17 protein-coding genes are annotated in these 14564 nt (G+C 67.4%); 8 read left to right on the forward strand and 9 right to left on the reverse strand.

Translation table 11 applies throughout. The features are described from left to right. Nucleotides 1–101: 101 nt before the first annotated feature. Complete coding sequence (locus E8M01_RS26350; RefSeq protein WP_170182086.1) at nt 102–1085, forward strand: Bug family tripartite tricarboxylate transporter substrate binding protein; 984 nt, start codon at nt 102–104, stop codon at nt 1083–1085. A 78-nt stretch (nt 1086–1163) separates the two neighbouring features. On the opposite strand, the gene E8M01_RS26355 is transcribed toward E8M01_RS26350, so the two are convergent. Further along, on the reverse strand, nt 1164–1946 hold the full coding sequence (locus tag E8M01_RS26355) for an NAD(P)-dependent oxidoreductase (protein WP_136962869.1): 783 nt from the start codon (nt 1944–1946) through the stop codon (nt 1164–1166). A 114-nt stretch (nt 1947–2060) separates the two neighbouring features. Further along, nucleotides 2061–2417: a winged helix-turn-helix transcriptional regulator gene (locus tag E8M01_RS26360; RefSeq protein WP_136962870.1), complete on the reverse strand. Its 357-nt coding sequence runs from the start codon at nt 2415–2417 to the stop codon at nt 2061–2063. 85 nt (nt 2418–2502) lie between these two features. Here E8M01_RS26360 and E8M01_RS26365 point away from each other — a divergent pair, with 85 nt between their 5' ends. Further along, nucleotides 2503–3414 carry an NAD(P)-dependent oxidoreductase gene (locus E8M01_RS26365; RefSeq protein WP_425467752.1) on the forward strand — a complete coding sequence of 304 codons (912 nt, stop codon included), beginning with the start codon at nt 2503–2505 and terminating at the stop codon, nt 3412–3414. A 7-nt stretch (nt 3415–3421) separates the two neighbouring features. On the opposite strand, the gene E8M01_RS26370 is transcribed toward E8M01_RS26365, so the two are convergent. Both E8M01_RS26370 and E8M01_RS26375 read right to left on the reverse strand, forming a co-directional pair. Beyond that, a complete protein-coding gene (locus E8M01_RS26370; RefSeq protein WP_136962872.1) occupies nt 3422–4093 on the reverse strand; it encodes an RES family NAD+ phosphorylase in 672 nt (223 codons plus the stop codon). Continuing rightward, on the reverse strand, nt 4090–4629 hold the full coding sequence (locus tag E8M01_RS26375) for an MbcA/ParS/Xre antitoxin family protein (RefSeq protein ID WP_136962873.1): 540 nt from the start codon (nt 4627–4629) through the stop codon (nt 4090–4092). Before E8M01_RS26375 ends, E8M01_RS26370 begins: the two co-directional genes overlap by 4 nt. Nucleotides 4630–4794: 165 nt before the next feature. Between E8M01_RS26375 and E8M01_RS26380 the strand changes: the two genes are divergently transcribed. After that, the gene (locus E8M01_RS26380) at nt 4795–5241 is read left to right on the forward strand and encodes a hypothetical protein (RefSeq protein ID WP_136962874.1); all 447 of its coding nucleotides are present in this window, start codon (nt 4795–4797) and stop codon (nt 5239–5241) included. A 95-nt stretch (nt 5242–5336) separates the two neighbouring features. Here E8M01_RS26380 and E8M01_RS26385 read toward each other — a convergent pair whose 3' ends face one another. Continuing rightward, a complete protein-coding gene (locus E8M01_RS26385) occupies nt 5337–6110 on the reverse strand; it encodes a VOC family protein (protein WP_136962875.1) in 774 nt (257 codons plus the stop codon). Between the two features lie 95 nt (nt 6111–6205). Next, a complete protein-coding gene (locus E8M01_RS26390; protein WP_136962876.1) occupies nt 6206–7096 on the reverse strand; it encodes a DMT family transporter in 891 nt (296 codons plus the stop codon). A 287-nt stretch (nt 7097–7383) separates the two neighbouring features. Between E8M01_RS26390 and E8M01_RS26395 the strand changes: the two genes are divergently transcribed. After that, nucleotides 7384–8169 (forward strand): YggS family pyridoxal phosphate-dependent enzyme, encoded by a 786-nt coding sequence (locus E8M01_RS26395; RefSeq protein WP_136964844.1) that lies wholly within the window; start codon nt 7384–7386, stop codon nt 8167–8169. A 23-nt stretch (nt 8170–8192) separates the two neighbouring features. Here E8M01_RS26395 and E8M01_RS26400 read toward each other — a convergent pair whose 3' ends face one another. Continuing rightward, nucleotides 8193–9596, reverse strand: coding sequence for an aminotransferase-like domain-containing protein (locus tag E8M01_RS26400; protein ID WP_170182087.1), 1404 nt, complete (start codon nt 9594–9596; stop codon nt 8193–8195). A 129-nt stretch (nt 9597–9725) separates the two neighbouring features. Between E8M01_RS26400 and E8M01_RS26405 the strand changes: the two genes are divergently transcribed. Then, nucleotides 9726–10589, forward strand: a complete 864-nt coding sequence (locus tag E8M01_RS26405; RefSeq protein ID WP_136964846.1) for a DMT family transporter — start codon at nt 9726–9728, stop codon at nt 10587–10589. 14 nt (nt 10590–10603) lie between these two features. On the opposite strand, the gene E8M01_RS26410 is transcribed toward E8M01_RS26405, so the two are convergent. Together E8M01_RS26410 and soxR are read right to left on the reverse strand one after the other, a co-directional pair. Next, entirely contained in the window at nt 10604–10909 is a 306-nt protein-coding gene (locus tag E8M01_RS26410) for an NIPSNAP family protein (protein ID WP_136962877.1), read from the reverse strand. Between the two features lie 92 nt (nt 10910–11001). Continuing rightward, on the reverse strand, nt 11002–11463 hold the full coding sequence (gene soxR, locus E8M01_RS26415) for a redox-sensitive transcriptional activator SoxR (protein ID WP_136962878.1): 462 nt from the start codon (nt 11461–11463) through the stop codon (nt 11002–11004). Between the two features lie 76 nt (nt 11464–11539). On the opposite strand from soxR, the gene E8M01_RS26420 reads away from it, so the two are divergent. The 3 genes from E8M01_RS26420 (at nt 11540) to E8M01_RS26430 (ending at nt 14558) form a co-directional block, all read left to right on the forward strand. Further along, nucleotides 11540–12667: an epoxide hydrolase family protein gene (locus E8M01_RS26420; protein WP_136962879.1), complete on the forward strand. Its 1128-nt coding sequence runs from the start codon at nt 11540–11542 to the stop codon at nt 12665–12667. A gap of 161 nt (nt 12668–12828) precedes the next feature. Further along, nucleotides 12829–13470: a TetR/AcrR family transcriptional regulator gene (locus E8M01_RS26425; RefSeq protein ID WP_136962880.1), complete on the forward strand. Its 642-nt coding sequence runs from the start codon at nt 12829–12831 to the stop codon at nt 13468–13470. A 110-nt stretch (nt 13471–13580) separates the two neighbouring features. Then, complete coding sequence (locus E8M01_RS26430; RefSeq protein WP_136962881.1) at nt 13581–14558, forward strand: zinc-binding dehydrogenase; 978 nt, start codon at nt 13581–13583, stop codon at nt 14556–14558. The last annotated feature ends 6 nt before the right edge of the window (nt 14559–14564 follow it).

The raw sequence follows: 14564 nt of genomic DNA on the forward strand, positions 1-14564 counted from the left end.
ATGGCGCTTGCCTGAGCCGGCGGGCCTCGTCCATGCTGCGTTCAAGCGGCTGATCACCGATCCAAGAAGACCGCTCAATGACTGCAGATGAGGAAACCCGAATGCCGAGCCGTCGTTCCGTGCTCGCCGCCCTCGGCGGCGCGCTTGCCATGCCCGCTCTTCGTAGCGCTGCCGCCCAGGACGCCTTCCCGAATCGACCGCTGCGCATGATCGTGCCGTTTCCGCCGGGTGGTTCGACCGACGTGCTCGCCCGGGTCATCGGCGAGCGGCTTGGCGCTGGCCTCGGCCAGCCGGTGGTGATCGAGAACCGGCCGGGCGCCGCCGGCAATGTCGGCGTCGACGCCATCGCGCGCGCCGAGGCCGATGGTTATACCTTTGGCGTCTCCACCATCGGGCCCTTGTCGGCGCATGTGACGCTCTATGCCAGGCTGCCGTTCAACCCCTTGACCGATTTCACCTATCTCGCCGACATCTACGAGATCCCCAACGTCTTCGTGGTCAATGCGCAGAACCCAGTGCGCAACATGCAGGAGTTTCTCGCCTGGGCGAAGCAGCGCGGTGCCGGCAAGGTCAGCTATGGCACGCCCGGGATCGGCACGACGGCACATCTCGGCACCGAGTTCTTCGCCCGCCGGGCCGGGCTCGAGCTTCTGCACGTGCCTTACCGCACCGGCGCGGTGGCGGTGCAGGACCTGATCGCCGGGCGTATCGATGTGATGTTCGACAACCTGCCGACCATCATTGGCCAGATCCAGGGCGGACAGATCCGGCCGCTGGCGGTTTCCACCGCGCGCCGCTGGCCGGGCCTGCCCGAGGTGCCGACCATGATGGAAAGCGGCATTGCCGATTTCGACGTGACCTCCTGGTCGGGCATGATCGCGCCCAAGGGCCTGCCCGAACCGATCGCCCGGCGGCTGACCGCCGAGCTGATCAAGATCGGCCAGGACCCGGCCTTCCGCGCCCGCTTCGAGCAGATGGGCGCGGTCGCGACCATGAAGGGGCCGGAGGTCTTGCGCGCCCGCGTCGACGCCGAAATCCCGCGCTGGGCCGAGGTGGTCAAGGCCGCCGGAGCCAGGGTGGATTAAGACCTTCGGCGCAAGATATCGGGGTAATCCAACAGGTTGGCGCGGTGATCGGAACCGGCACGTGAAGCGCCGCCCGCGTCACTGCTCCGGCCCTTGCCGTCCCGGGCGCCAGTCCTGCTTTTGCAGGCGCTGGCCCTCGGGCAGCGCCACCCCTACACGCTTTCGTGCGAACGGGCCGCCCGGTGCGAGATGGGCCATGACGATGTCGGCGACATCTTCATAGGTGACGGTGATCTCCGGCAGATGGACCTTCATCGACAGCGACAGGGCAATGCGTGGCGCAAAGCGCGTCCAGGCGCCGAGCGGATAAGGCAGCACCTCGGTCGATATCCTCAGGCCCGCTTGTGGCATGTCGTCGGATGCCGGCACCATTGGACCGGGGCACATCAGCGACCACTCCGTCGCCGACCGCTTCAGCATCTGCCAATTGCGTTTGTGCACCTGGTAGATCGCCGGAACGCCGGGCAGGTCGGCGCCGAGATAGGGCGTCTGCGGAATATCCAGGGCCGCAGCGCCGCCGAACAGCCAGACCCGCCGCGGCTCCGGCATCACCCGCTCGGCCTGGCCGACGATCAGGCTGCAGATGCGCTCGAGCAATTGCGGCTCCGAGGCATGGCCGGCCGCGTTGACCACCGCGTCATGACCTTCGATCGCCTCGCCGACAGCACTCGGGTCGAGCGCGTCGCCTTCGACGATCCGCAGGCCGTCCGGCAGCATGCCGTGCCACTGTTGCAGCAGCTTCTGCCCGCTGCGGACGAAGGCGGTGACCTGATGACCCTGGCGGAGGCCGGATGCAAGCAGCCGCCGGCCGATATTGCCGGTTGCGCCGAAAACGATGACCTGGGTCGGTTGCTCCGCCATGAGGGCTCCTCTTGCTCCATCATGCGCCTGCCATGCGGCTGAGCAAGTACGGCCTTGGGAGTCCTGGGGCAAGGCGGCTGAGAGCGCGGGACCGCCCCAGAGAAGGCCGGCTTGTTATTCCGCGGCCGTGGCCGCCGGCTGGCCCGGAACCGCATAGGCCGTGCCCCATTCGGCCAGCGCATGCACGGCCTCATTGAGCAGGGCGCCGGCCCGCGTCACCGAATAGTCCACCCTGAGCGGCAGTCCGTCGAAGGCTTCGCGGCGGATGACGCCGTCGGCCTCCATCTCCCGAAGTTGCTCGAACAAGATCTTCTCGCTGATGCCGGGCATGCGCCGCTTCAGCTCGCCGAAGCGGAGCGGGGCGGCATGCAGCTCCCACAGGATGACCGCCTTCCACTTGCCTCTGACAACGTCGAGCGCCGCCGACAGGCCGCAGGGGCTGGTCCAGGGTTTTTTCGCAGCCCGTCCCATTTTCGATCTCCTCAGATGTCTCTACAAAATTGTAAGTACTTGAATTAATTTATGAATAGTCTGATTTGAACGGCGTGGCGACGACCTGGCCGGCCACGGCGCAACGACAGATAGAGCACTCGAGATGAGCGAAGTCACGATCATCGGTTTGGGAGAAATGGGATCGGCGCTGGCCGGTGCAATGGTTCGGGCCGGACGCGATGTGACGGTCTGGAACCGCACGGGTGCGAAAGCGGAGGGCCTGGTGCAAGACGGCGCGAGGCTTGCCGCGAGCGTTGCGGCAGCGGTCGGCGCGAGCCCGGTCATCGTCATCTGCGTCTCCGATTATGCGGCGACGCGCCGTGTGCTCGAGGGATCGCAGGTCGTCGCCGCGCTCGCCGGCCGGACCGTGGTTCAACTCAGCACCGGCACGCCACAGGAGGCGCGCGACACCGAGGCCTGGATCCGCGGGCAGGGGGCCGATTATGTCGACGGGGCAATCCTCGCCTGGCCGAGCCAGATCGGTGGCGCCGCGACCACCATCCTCGCCTCCGGCGACGAGGCCGTGTTTCGGCGCCACGAGGCGCTCTTGACGACGCTTGCCGGCAATTTCACCTATCTCGGCGCGCCGGTCGGCCTGGCGGCGGCGCTGTTCTCCGCGGTGCTGTCTTATCTCGCCGGGCGCTGGATCGGGATTTGCCACGGCGCGCTGATCTGCGAGGCCGAAGGCATCTCAGTCGCCTCGTTCGGCGGCATGCTCGGCGATCTCTCCGGCATTCTCGGCGAGGATGCGCGCAATATGGGCCGGATCATCGAGACCGGCCGCTACGGCAATCCCGAAAGCACGCTGAAGACCGCCGGCGAAGATATCGGCCGGCTGGTGCAGCAGGCGGGCGAGGCCGGCATCAATGCCGAACTGCCGCGCTTTGCCGCCGGGTTGTTCCGCCGGGCGATCGATGCCGGCCATGGCGCCGAAGAACACGCCGCCCTGATCAAGGTGCTGCGCAGCGCGGCCTAGGGCGAGGTCAAAGCGCCAGCTTCTTCGCTTCGATCCGGTTCGAGGCGGCCTCCACGGTGATCTCGTAATGGTCGGTCTGGACCACGTCGACGACGTTGCGAGGGCGGTGAGCGGCGACATTGACGCCACCGGCATGGCGCAGGCTGTCATAGATGATGCCCGCGCCGCCGGCTGCGCGCACATCCTCGCCGAGGATCTGCGATGTGGCATAGCTGTCCAAGGCATAGGCGCCGGGGCGGCTTGCTTGCTCGCCGCGGATGTCGAGATAGGAACCGGCAAGGCCGGAGGAATAGGCGCGGTATCGCCGGCCAGTCCCGATGATGCCGCGTGCCGCCGCCTCCCGCCGCAGGTGATGGCTGACCTCGACGACCGCGGTCACGAGTTCGGCCGCGGCATACCAGGCGCCGAGATCCGGGCCGTTGAAGCGCATGCCGCCGGGCGCGACATGCAGGAACGACGCCATCACCACGCTGGAATTCGGCCGGCCGTAGACCCATTCCCGTTCCGGCAGCCGCACCAGCCGTTCGGCCACCAGCCGGTCATTGGTCCAGCCGGCGAGTTCCATGACGGCGGCGAGATCGGCCGGTGTCGCCACCGTGTCGAACAGGCCGATGGGCGGGAATTGCGACGGGATCAGGCGATGGCAGGGCGCCGGTGCCGCGGCATGCTTGTCGCTCACGAGAACACGATGTCCCCGTCCTGATAGAGCCGGAAGCCCTGGTCGATACTGTTCGGCGCCATGTAGAAGCCACCGCGCGCGGCATCGAGGAAGCGCCGCACGGTGAGAATGCCGTCCTGGGTGCCGCTGGTGATCAGGTCAAGCGGCGGCCGGCCGCCAAACACCAGCGCCTGATGCGGGCCGCGCAGCCAGGCGACCTGATCGTGTTCGCCGGCAAAGAGCACGCCGAGAGCCTGATGCACGCCGAGCACCGCGGAAATGCGCAGCAGCACGTCGACATCCAGCGTGATGTCGCGATGTTCCCTGACCGCCTTGGCCCAGTGGTGATAGGTCGAGCGCGACGGCAGGCCGAGCGCCAGCCGGCGCTGCGCCTCGGTGAGGCCCCAGAGGTCGCTGATGACAAGAAAGGCGCGCAGGCCCGGCGCGCTCAGGCGCCGGCGGCTGGCCGTGTCGAAACGTTTCGGGTCGAGCCGCTGCGGGCCGGCCGGAGTGGGTTGTGCCGATGACAAGGCGCTGGCCGGCATGATGGTCTCCATGTCCTGATCTAGACATAGTCCAAATATAGACAACTTTCAAGATAACCGCCGATCAGGGGCGAGGCCATTGGCGCAGCTTGGTCTCAAGTTCGCCGCTCTGCATCTTTATCGTGTTGGGCCGACGGTGATCGTTCCGCCTATTCAATGGAAGAGGGAGGAGCATCGATGTGCGATTACAGTCTTGAACATGTCGCCTCTCGGCCCGCAAAAGTGGGCGACGAGCTTATCTCGACCCGCTTCGCCCTGTCGCTCACACGCGGCTTTGCTTCATGCGGTGAGCCTGATGTGGCGGTGTGCCTGCTGCCGGGGACGGAGTTGGTTTTCGAGAAGGAAGTCGTCCGGGAAAACATTCTCGGCTTCCTCTTCAACTTGAAGATCAGCGCCAGGGCAGCCCGCTTCAGGCACATCAACGAGAATGTGCCGCGCGCGCATCACGATGCGCTGGAGTTTGCGGACGGAACGATCGTGCTGCTCACGCGGCTGCGTGAGGGACAGCGCGCGACCGTCCTGCAATTGCCGGCCGACCAGCGCGCCGAGAGGTTCGTGGAGCAGCCTGGCCCTACGGAAACCCGCGAGCCGCAGGCCGTCTGGTTCCTGCCGGGCGTGCCGTGACCTCTAAGGGATCAGAAGCGCGCGGCTGAAACGCTGGGCCGTGCACCGGAATATCGGCGCCCGCGTGTCCGGTACGCGGGCGCCATTGGGAGCGTTCAGCTTCGCTTGCCGGCAAGCGCGAACATGGCGCCTTGCGGGTCGAGCGCCTGGACGATCCAGTCGCCGCCCGGCACCTCCATGGGCCCGTTCAGAACCTGGCCGCCGGCGGTCTTCAGGCGCTCGGTCGCGGCATCGATGTCAGCGACATTGAAATAATAGAGCCAGAACGGCACGGGAACCTCCGCCGGCTTGTTGAACATGCCGCCGATCGGCGGTCCGCCCGCGCCGAACAGCTGGTAGGTCCCCATCGGCCCCATATCGACCGCCTCGGCCTTCTGCCAGCCGAACATGTCGCCATAGAAGACAAGTTCCTTCTCCCAGTCGACGGCATAGAGCTCGTGCCAGCCGATATGGCCGGGCGTGCCCGGCGCGACCGGCGGAATCGGGGCGGGGTTGGCCGACTTGAACAAGGCGAGCGCCGCCGTCTGCGGGTCGGCGACCACGGAGAAGCGGCCGATGTCGGGGATATCCTGCGGCGGAACATGGACGGCGCCGCCGAGGCGCTTGACCTGTTCGGTTGCGGCATCGACGTCGTCGACCGCGACATAACCGAGCCAGTGCGGCGGCACGCCCATGGTCCGGGCCTCTGCCGGCAGCTCCATCATGCCGCTGACCTGGGTCTCGCCCTGGGTGAACAGGGTATAGGCCATGCCCGGCTTGGACCCGTCCTGGGTGCCCCAGCCGACCACCTTGGCATAGAAGGCCTCGGCGGCTTCGGTATCGGTGGTCATCAATTCGTACCAGACAAAATCGCTCGGAGATTGGGCCATGGTCGCTGCTCCTGTCGGGACGGGCGATCTTACACACCGGCGCCAGCCTCGCGAGATCGGGCGACTGCGGCATAACGGCCGGGTGCGCCGACGGGTTATCGCCGGCTGAATGTTCCGATCGCCACCCCGGTGAGGATCATCGCGGTCGCCAGGATCAGCGGCAGGTCGATGGTCTCGCCGAGCAAGAGCGCCGACCCGACAATGCCGACGACCGGCGTGCCGAGAATGCCGAGCGAGGTGGTGGTTGCCGGAACGCTGCGGTTGACCACCGCCATGGCCCAGAAGCCGAGCACCGTGCCGATCAGCACGTTATAGCCGAAGGCGAACACCAGGGGCGTGGTCCAGCGGATGTCGGGCAGCGGCTCGAAAAGGAGCGCCAGGACGGTCAGCACGACGGTCGCCAGCAGGGTTTGCCATAGGCCGAGCTGGAACGGCGTCGAGATCCACTCATGCGCCCTGACATAGAGAATGCTGACCGACCAGGAGAGCGCCGACAAGAGCAGCAGGCCGTTGCCGATCAGGGCTTGGCGGTCGCTCCAGTCGAAAGCCAGCGGATTGAACATGACGACGAGGCCGCAGAGGCCGAGCGCGATGCCGATCAGACGGCTCGGCGGCATGTCCTCCTTCAGGAACAGCCAGGCGCCGGGTGTCACCCATAGCGGCGTGGTGTAGCCGAGCACGACCGAGCGGCCGGCCGGGACATATTTGAGGCCGGCCGCCATCAGCGCGGAAAAGGCCACCATGTGGAAGAAGCCGATGGCCACGATGACCGGGATGTCGCCCGGGCGCGGCAGCGCCAATTGGCCGCTGAACCACAGCAGCATGAGCAGCACGGCGCAGGCGATGCCGGTGCGGATCGCCACCGTCCACAAGGGCGTGACCTCGGCGACGATGATCTTGGTCACCGGCCAGTTGAGACCCCAGGCGAAGATCACGACGGCGAAAAGAACGAGGGCGGTGGTCCGGGAGATCTCGCGGTTCAGCACGGCCGGCCCGGCCTGCCGGCAAGGCGATTACGATCCCGGCCGGTTCGCAGCGACGCGGCCGGTCGGGCAAGGTCAACACTGAAGGGCATGCGGCAATCGGTCTCCTGGGCAAGGCCAGTCTGGCTTGCCGAGGCCGTCTGGGAAAGGACTGCTTCGCGGATCGGGACAAGGCCAATTCGCTGACCGCAAATCAGGGCCGCGCCGCCATGCCGTCCGAGCGGCCGATGCTTCGGTTAAACTCCGCGGGCCCGCCAAAGCTCTCCGATCGGCAGAATGGTTCAAGCATGATGTTTCCTCCGCGCCCCGACCGCATGGACGCCATGGCCGTCGACGAGATCCGCGCCAATCTCGCCGCCGTCAGGGCGCGCGTCGACGCGGCCTGCGCGGCGGCCGGCCGCCGCCCTGATGACGTCCGGCTGCTGCCGGTCAGCAAGACGGTCGCGATCCCGGCGCTCAGGTCGGCGGTTGCGGCCGGCATCACCACATTCGGCGAGAACAAGGTGCAGGAGGCGCGCCTCAAGGCCGAGGCGCTGGCGGATCTGCCGGTCAGCTGGAGCGTGATCGGCCACCTGCAGACCAACAAGGCAAAATATGTCGCGCGCTTCGCGTCCGAATTCCAGGCGCTCGACAGCCTCAAGGTCGCCGCCGCGCTGGACGAGCGGCTGATGGTGGAGGGCCGGAGCCTTGACGTCTTCGTTCAGGTCAATACCTCGGGCGAGGCGAGCAAATACGGCCTGCCGCCGGACGAGGTGGAGCGTTTCGTCGCCGAGCTGCCGACCTTTTCCTGCCTCAAGGTGCGCGGCCTGATGACGCTTGCGGTGTTCACCCCGGAGGAGGCACGGGTGCGCACCTGTTTCCGGCTGCTCAAGGCCCTGCGCGACCGGCTGCGTGATGTGGCGCCCGCCGGCGTCGCACTGGACGAACTTTCCATGGGAATGTCCGGGGATTTCGAATGGGCGATCGCCGAGGGGGCAAGCGTCGTGCGTGTCGGTCAGGCGATCTTTGGCCGCCGCCCGACGGCTGATGGAACCTATTGGCCAGGCCTTTTCCCGGCGACCGAAACGGTGGATTGAGCAGCCGATAACGGCGTCTGGCTTCAGCTGTCGAATATCCCGGCGAGTACGGTGAACACGGCGGGTTCCAGACATTGCGCCACGTTGAAGCGGAGATAGCCGCTGGCGCTCTGGCTCGGGCTGAAGGCATTGCCGGGCGCCAGCACCAGCTTTTCGGCAAGCGCGCGCCGCGCGATGTCGGCGGCGTCGATGCCGGGGGCGAGGCTCATCCACAGGAGCATGCCGGCGCGCGGCTCGACCCAGGGTGTCAGGCCGAAGTCCCGAAGGCGGGCCGCCACCTGGCCGCGCGCCCGCGCCAGCTTGTCGCGCAGAGCCTCGACATGCTTGCGGTAGGAGCCGTCGGTCAACAGCGCCAGCACCAGTTCGGCCGTGACCGGGCTCGAGCTGAAAGCGGTCGCGACCTTGAGATCGACCAGGCCCTCGATCCAGTCGGGGCGCGCGGCGACGAAGCCGCAGCGGACGGCCGCCGACAGGGTCTTGGAAAAACTGCCGATATGGACGACCCGCTCGAACCCGTCGAAGGCGGCAAGCCGGGGCGCCGGCTCATGTTCGAAATCGGCGAAGATATCGTCCTCGACAATGGTCAGGTCATGGGCCTCGGCGAGCTTCAGCAGCCGATGCGCGGTCACCGCGGACAGGCTGGCGCCGGTTGGGTTGTGCGGCCCGGAATTGGTGATGTAGAGGCGCGGCCGATGGGTCTTCAGCGCCTGCTCGAACAGGCCGATGTCCGGGCCGGTGGGCGTATAGGGCACGCCGACCACCTTGGCGCGGTGGGCCCGCAGCATGGCATGGAAGTTGAAATAGCCGGGGTCGTCGACCAGCACGACGTCTCCCGGCTCGATCAGCAGGCGGCAGACGAGGTCGATCGCCTGGCTGCCCGAATCGGTCAGCATGATCTGGCTCGGATGGGCCTCGATGCCGTGCTCCGCCATGCGGCGCGCCAGCAGCTGGCGTAGCGGCGCCAGGCCGAGCGGCGGCCCGTAATCGGTCAGGTTGACGGGATCACGGCGCGACAGGGCGCGCATGGCACGCCTGAGGCCAGCCTCCGGCATCCAGGAGGCCGGAAGCCAGCCGCAGCCTGGCATCAAGACCCCGTCGCCGGCCTCCAGCGCTTGCCGCGACACCCACAAGGGATCGATCGCACGGTCGAGCCGGGGCCCGGCATCGGCGAGCGAGAAAGGCGCCGTGGGGCCGGTCACGTAGAAGCCGGAACCGCGTCGCGGTTCGATCAGGCCCTCGGCGGCGAGGCGATCATAGGCATCCACCACTGTCGATTTGGATACGCCCAGAGCCTCGGCGCTGACGCGGATCGACGGCAGTTTCGCGCCGGCCTCCAGGGTTCGGCTGGCGATGCGCTTGGCGATCGTCCGCATGACCTGCGAGACCAGGGTGCCGTCTTCGACCGGGGCAGGGGTGAAGCGCCGCATCCGTACTGTTCCAGCCACCAATACAGTTTGGCCGAATTGTACTGCACTGTCTCTGGAGAGGAAAGCCGTACCGGTCCACAAGCGTCATCCGAGGAGCTATCAGGCATGGACACGGCGGCAAACGGCAGGATGAACGGTGCGCTGAGCGGTTGGCTCAACGGCTTTCTGGGCGTGCTCATCTTCAGCGGCTCGCTGCCGGCAACCCGTGTGGCGGTCGGTGGCTTCGATCCCTTGTTTCTCACTGGCGCTCGCACCATCCTTGCGGCCGCGCTGGCGGCGGCGCTTCTGATCGGAACCGCGACGAAGCTGCCGGAACGGCGCGACCTCGCCTCGCTCGCCGTGGTGGCGCTCGGCGTCGTCGTCGGCTTTCCCCTGTTGACCGCGCTGGCGCTGACCCATGTCACTTCGGCCCATTCCATCGTGTTCATCGGGCTGCTGCCGCTGGCGACCGCGTTGTTCGGGGTCTTGCGCGGCGGCGAAAAGCCCGGTGCCGTCTTCTGGGTCTTTTCAGGTCTCGGCAGCCTGGCGGTCGCGGGTTTTGCCCTCGCCCAGGGGTTCGCCTTGGCGCCCCTCGGCGATCTCATGATGCTTGCCGCCGTCATCGTCTGCGGGCTCGCTTATGCCGAAGGCGCCGTCTTGTCGCGTCGGCTCGGCGGCTGGCAGGTCATCTGTTGGGCTCTGGTCCTGTCGATCCCGGTCATGGCGCCGGTGGCGCTCTACGCCTGGCCCGCGACATGGGCCGGCATCACCCCCGCGGCCTGGATCAGCCTCGGTTACGTCTCGCTGTTCTCGATGCTCATCGGCTTCGTCTTCTGGTATCGCGGCCTTGCCCAGGGTGGCATCGCGGCCGTCGGCCAGTTGCAATTGCTGCAGCCCTTCTTCGGCCTCGCCATCGCAGCGACGCTGCTCGGCGAGCCGGTCAGTTGGCCAATGGTGGCGGTGACGGTGGCCGTGGTGTTCTGCGTCGCCGGCGCCAAGCGATATGCGGCCTAGCGCCGGCGGGTCCGTCACGCCACCATGCGCAGGAAAGTCCGCTCTTCGCCCAGGATGAAGCGCTCTTCCTCGGCCATGCGGAAATTGGCGCGGCCTTCGTCATCGGCCCGGATGCGCGCCCGATAGGCCTCATAGGCCGCCAGGCTGTCGAACGAGATCAGGCCGAAGGCGATGTTGTTGGTGCCCTCGTGCGGCATCCAGTAGCCCAGGAGATTGCCGCCGCATTTCGGGATGATGCTGAGCCAGTTCTTGGCATAGGCCTCGAAGGCTTCGCGCTTGAACGGGTCGATCTGGTAGCGGATGAAAACGGTGATGGTCATGGCTTGCCTCGGTGGATGGAGCTGACCACGGCGTTTTCGCATGGGGCGGAGCGCCGATGTTTCGGTCGCGGCCGAAGCGTCTGGGATACCACTCAGCCCGGGTCGAGCAGGCGCGGTCCGGGACCGGCCGCCGACAACTCATCCAGCGGATTGCGCAAGGGGCAGGTCTTGATCGACAGGCAACCGCAGCCGATGCAGTCGTCGAGCCGGTCGCGCAGCCGCGTCAGTCGCTCGATCCGCGCGTCCAGATCGGCCCTCCAGCGTGCCGAGAGCAGGCTCCAGTCTTCGGTGGTGGGCGTGCGGCCGGCGGGCAGGGCGCCGAGCGCCTGCTTGATCTCGGCGAGCGGAATGCCGGTGCGCTGGGCCACCTTGATGACCGCGACCCGGCGCAGCACCTCGCGCGGAAAGCGGCGCTGGTTGCCGCTGTTGCGCCAGCTCCGGATCAGCCCCTTGGCTTCATAGAAATGGATGGTCGAGACCGCCACGCCACTGCGTGCCGCCAGTTCGCCGACCGTCAGGCCCTTGCCGTAGTCGCCGGGATCGATCCTGCCCATGGGCGCTTGACCTCAACTTTGCTTGAGGTTTTAGCGTCTGGCGCCTCGACCATCAACATCGACTTCGGGGCCTTTGATGAGCATCACACCGGCAACCTTCACCCTGCGCATTTCCGATCGGGCGGTCGAGGATTTGAAGGAGCGCCTGGCGCGCACACGCTGGCCTGATCGACAGCCCGATCGTTTCGATGACGGGGATGCCGATGGGCTGGGGCGCCTGGTCGCTTACTGGCGCGATGATTTCGACTGGCGCAGCGCCGAGGCACGGCTCAACGCTTTCCCGCAATTCAAGGTGCCGATCGGCGGCGTCGACTTGCATTACCTGCACGTCCCGGGCCGGGGGCCGGATCCGACACCGCTGATCCTCTGCCATGGCTGGCCAGGCTCGGTCTTCGAATTCCTCGGCCTGATCCCGCGGCTGACCGATCCGGCTCGCTTCGGTGGCGACCCCGCCGATGCCTTCACGGTGATCGCGCCGTCACTGCCCGGCTACGGCCTGTCCTACGCGCCGGGCCAGCCATGTTTCTCGGCCAATGAAACCGCCGGGCTGTTGATGCGCCTGATGACCGAGGTCCTGGGCTATCAAGGTTTCGCCGCCCATGGCGTCGGCTGGGGCGCCGCGGTCACCGCGCGGCTCGGCCATGTCCAGCCGGACCCGCGCGTCGCCATGCACCTGAGCCTGCTGTCGGGGCTGGCCGGCGCGCGGCCGTCCGGCACACCACCGGTGGAGCAGAAGACCTGTCTTGCCGAGACCGGCGAATGGCAGAGCCAGGGTCGGGCCTATGCCTTTGTCCGGGTGCCGCCGCCGCCAACCTCGGTTGGCGGGCCGGGCTTCGAACCGGCAGACCCCGCGACAGACCCCGCGGCGGGGATCGCCGGGGCATGCCCCGCCTTGCCGGACGGCGAGGCGGCCGTCACGCCTGACGACCTCCTGGCCAATATTTCGCTCTACTGGTTCACCGGTGCGATCAAGGCGTCGTTCTGGCCCCATTACACCCACCATCACGGGGCGCCGGTGCCTGGCGCCGCCGGCGAGGCCAGGCCGGCCAAGGAGAATGCGCGGCCGCAGCCGGCGGTGGCGCGCGCCGTCGGGGATGCCGGCCATTGGACCGTGATAGAGCGCGGCGGGCATTTCGCGCCAATGGCACAGCCCAAGGCACTCGCCGGCGATCTCAGGGAATTCTTCCGGCCGCTGCGCAGCTAACCGATTCACCCGCCGCCCCGAACCGGCGCGCCGTCACTCCTTGTCCGGCGAAGCCAGGGAGGGCCGGCGCGCCGGGCCGCCGATGCACGTCCAACCCGATATCGGACGGCTCCGCGCGACAGGCACTAGACGACCGGTCTAATTTGACGCTAGACAAACCCATGGCCGAACGCTTCGAAGACGCCCGCAACCACATCCTCGACTGTGGGCAATCGATCATCCTGCGGAAGGGCTTCGCAGGAACCGGGCTGAACGAGATCCTCGGCGCGGCGAATGTCCCTAAGGGCTCATTCTATCACTACTTCCGGTCCAAGGAGCAGTTCGGCTGCGCGCTGTTCGAGCGTTATGTGGCGCAGACCGAGCGAGGCATTACGCTGGCCTTCGCCCCCGACGGGCGGACCGGCCGCGACCGTGCGCTTGCCTATGCCCAGGCCTGGCTCGGCGAGGTGGACGGCCGCTGCTGGGCCGACCGCTGCCTCATGGTCAAGCTGGCGGCCGAGGTTGCCGATGTCTCCGAAGCCATGCGTGGCATCCTGGCGGCCGCTATCGACCGCCGGATCGGCTGGCTCGCCGATGTGCTTGGCCAGGGCCTCGTCGACGGTTCGCTGCCGGCCGGCTTGCCGCCGCGCGAGACGGCGCAGATGCTGCATCACATCGGCCTCGGCGCGGCGATGCTGAACCGGCTGCGCGACGACCGGAGCGCGCTCGATCAGGCGCTGGCTTCGATCCGGCGTTTGCTCGGCGCCGCCCCGGCCGGGACGGGAAGTGCTGTCATGATGGCATCGGCCACGCCGCCGCCGTGACGGGGCATGGCCGCAAGGGAGAGCGCCGAAGCATCCCATGAGCTCCACTCCTCCATGGAGGGGCGCGTCACTGTGATCAGAACATTTGGTCTTTCAGGAGGAAAAAAATCATGCGCAGCGTCATTCACTCCACCTTCGGCGACCCGACCGAGGTCCTGGTCCTGGCCGACCGGCCGGTACCGCAGCCGGCCGCGGGCCAGATCCGGGTCAAGACGAGCTTCGCCTCGATCCATAATCACGACCTTTGGACCGTGCTGGGCAGCTATGGCTACAAGCCGAAACTACCGGCCATTGGCGGCACGGAAGCCGCCGGTGTGGTCGACGCGCTGGGCGAAGGGGTCGACACCGTCAAGGTCGGCCAGCGTGTGGTGGTCGCGGGGGTCAATGGGACCTGGGCCGAATATTTCGTCGCCCCGGCCAAGGTCGTCGTACCGCTGCCCGACGCCATCGACGACCAGACCGGCGCCCAGCTGATCGCCATGCCGATGAGCGCGGTCATGCTGCTCGACTTCCTGCAGCTCGAAACGGGCCAGTGGCTGATCCAGAACACCGCCAATGGTGCGGTCGGCAAGACCCTGGCCATGCTGGCCAAGGCGCGCGGCATCAACACGATCAACCTGGTGCGCCGTGACGCCGGGGTCGCCGAAATGGCCGAACTCGGCATCGCCAATGCGGTGTCCACCGCGGCGGCGGGCTGGCAGGATCAGGTGCGCGCCATTGTCGGCGAGACCTCGATCGGCCGGGCGGTCGATTCCATCGGTGGCAAGGCCAGCGGCGATCTCATGGCGCTGCTCGGCGAGGGCGGCGTGCTCGTTTCTTTCGGCTCGATGACCGGCGAGCCCATGCAGATCGGCTCCGGCGACGTCATCTTCAAGCAGGCGACGGTCAAGGGTTTCTGGGCCAGCAAGATCGGCGCCGCGCTGTCGCCGGCCGACAAGATGCGGATGATCGGCGAATTGCTGCGCCTGGCCGCGACCGGTGCCTTGAAGCTGCCGGTCGAGGCGGTGTTCGACCTCGCCGATGCGGCAAAGGCCGCGGCCGCCAATGCCAAGCCCGGCCGCAAGGGCAAGGTGCTGCTCCGCGCGTGAGGCGCG

It is taken from the genome of Phreatobacter stygius (genome assembly GCF_005144885.1).
GTDB lineage: Bacteria > Pseudomonadota > Alphaproteobacteria > Rhizobiales > Phreatobacteraceae > Phreatobacter > Phreatobacter stygius.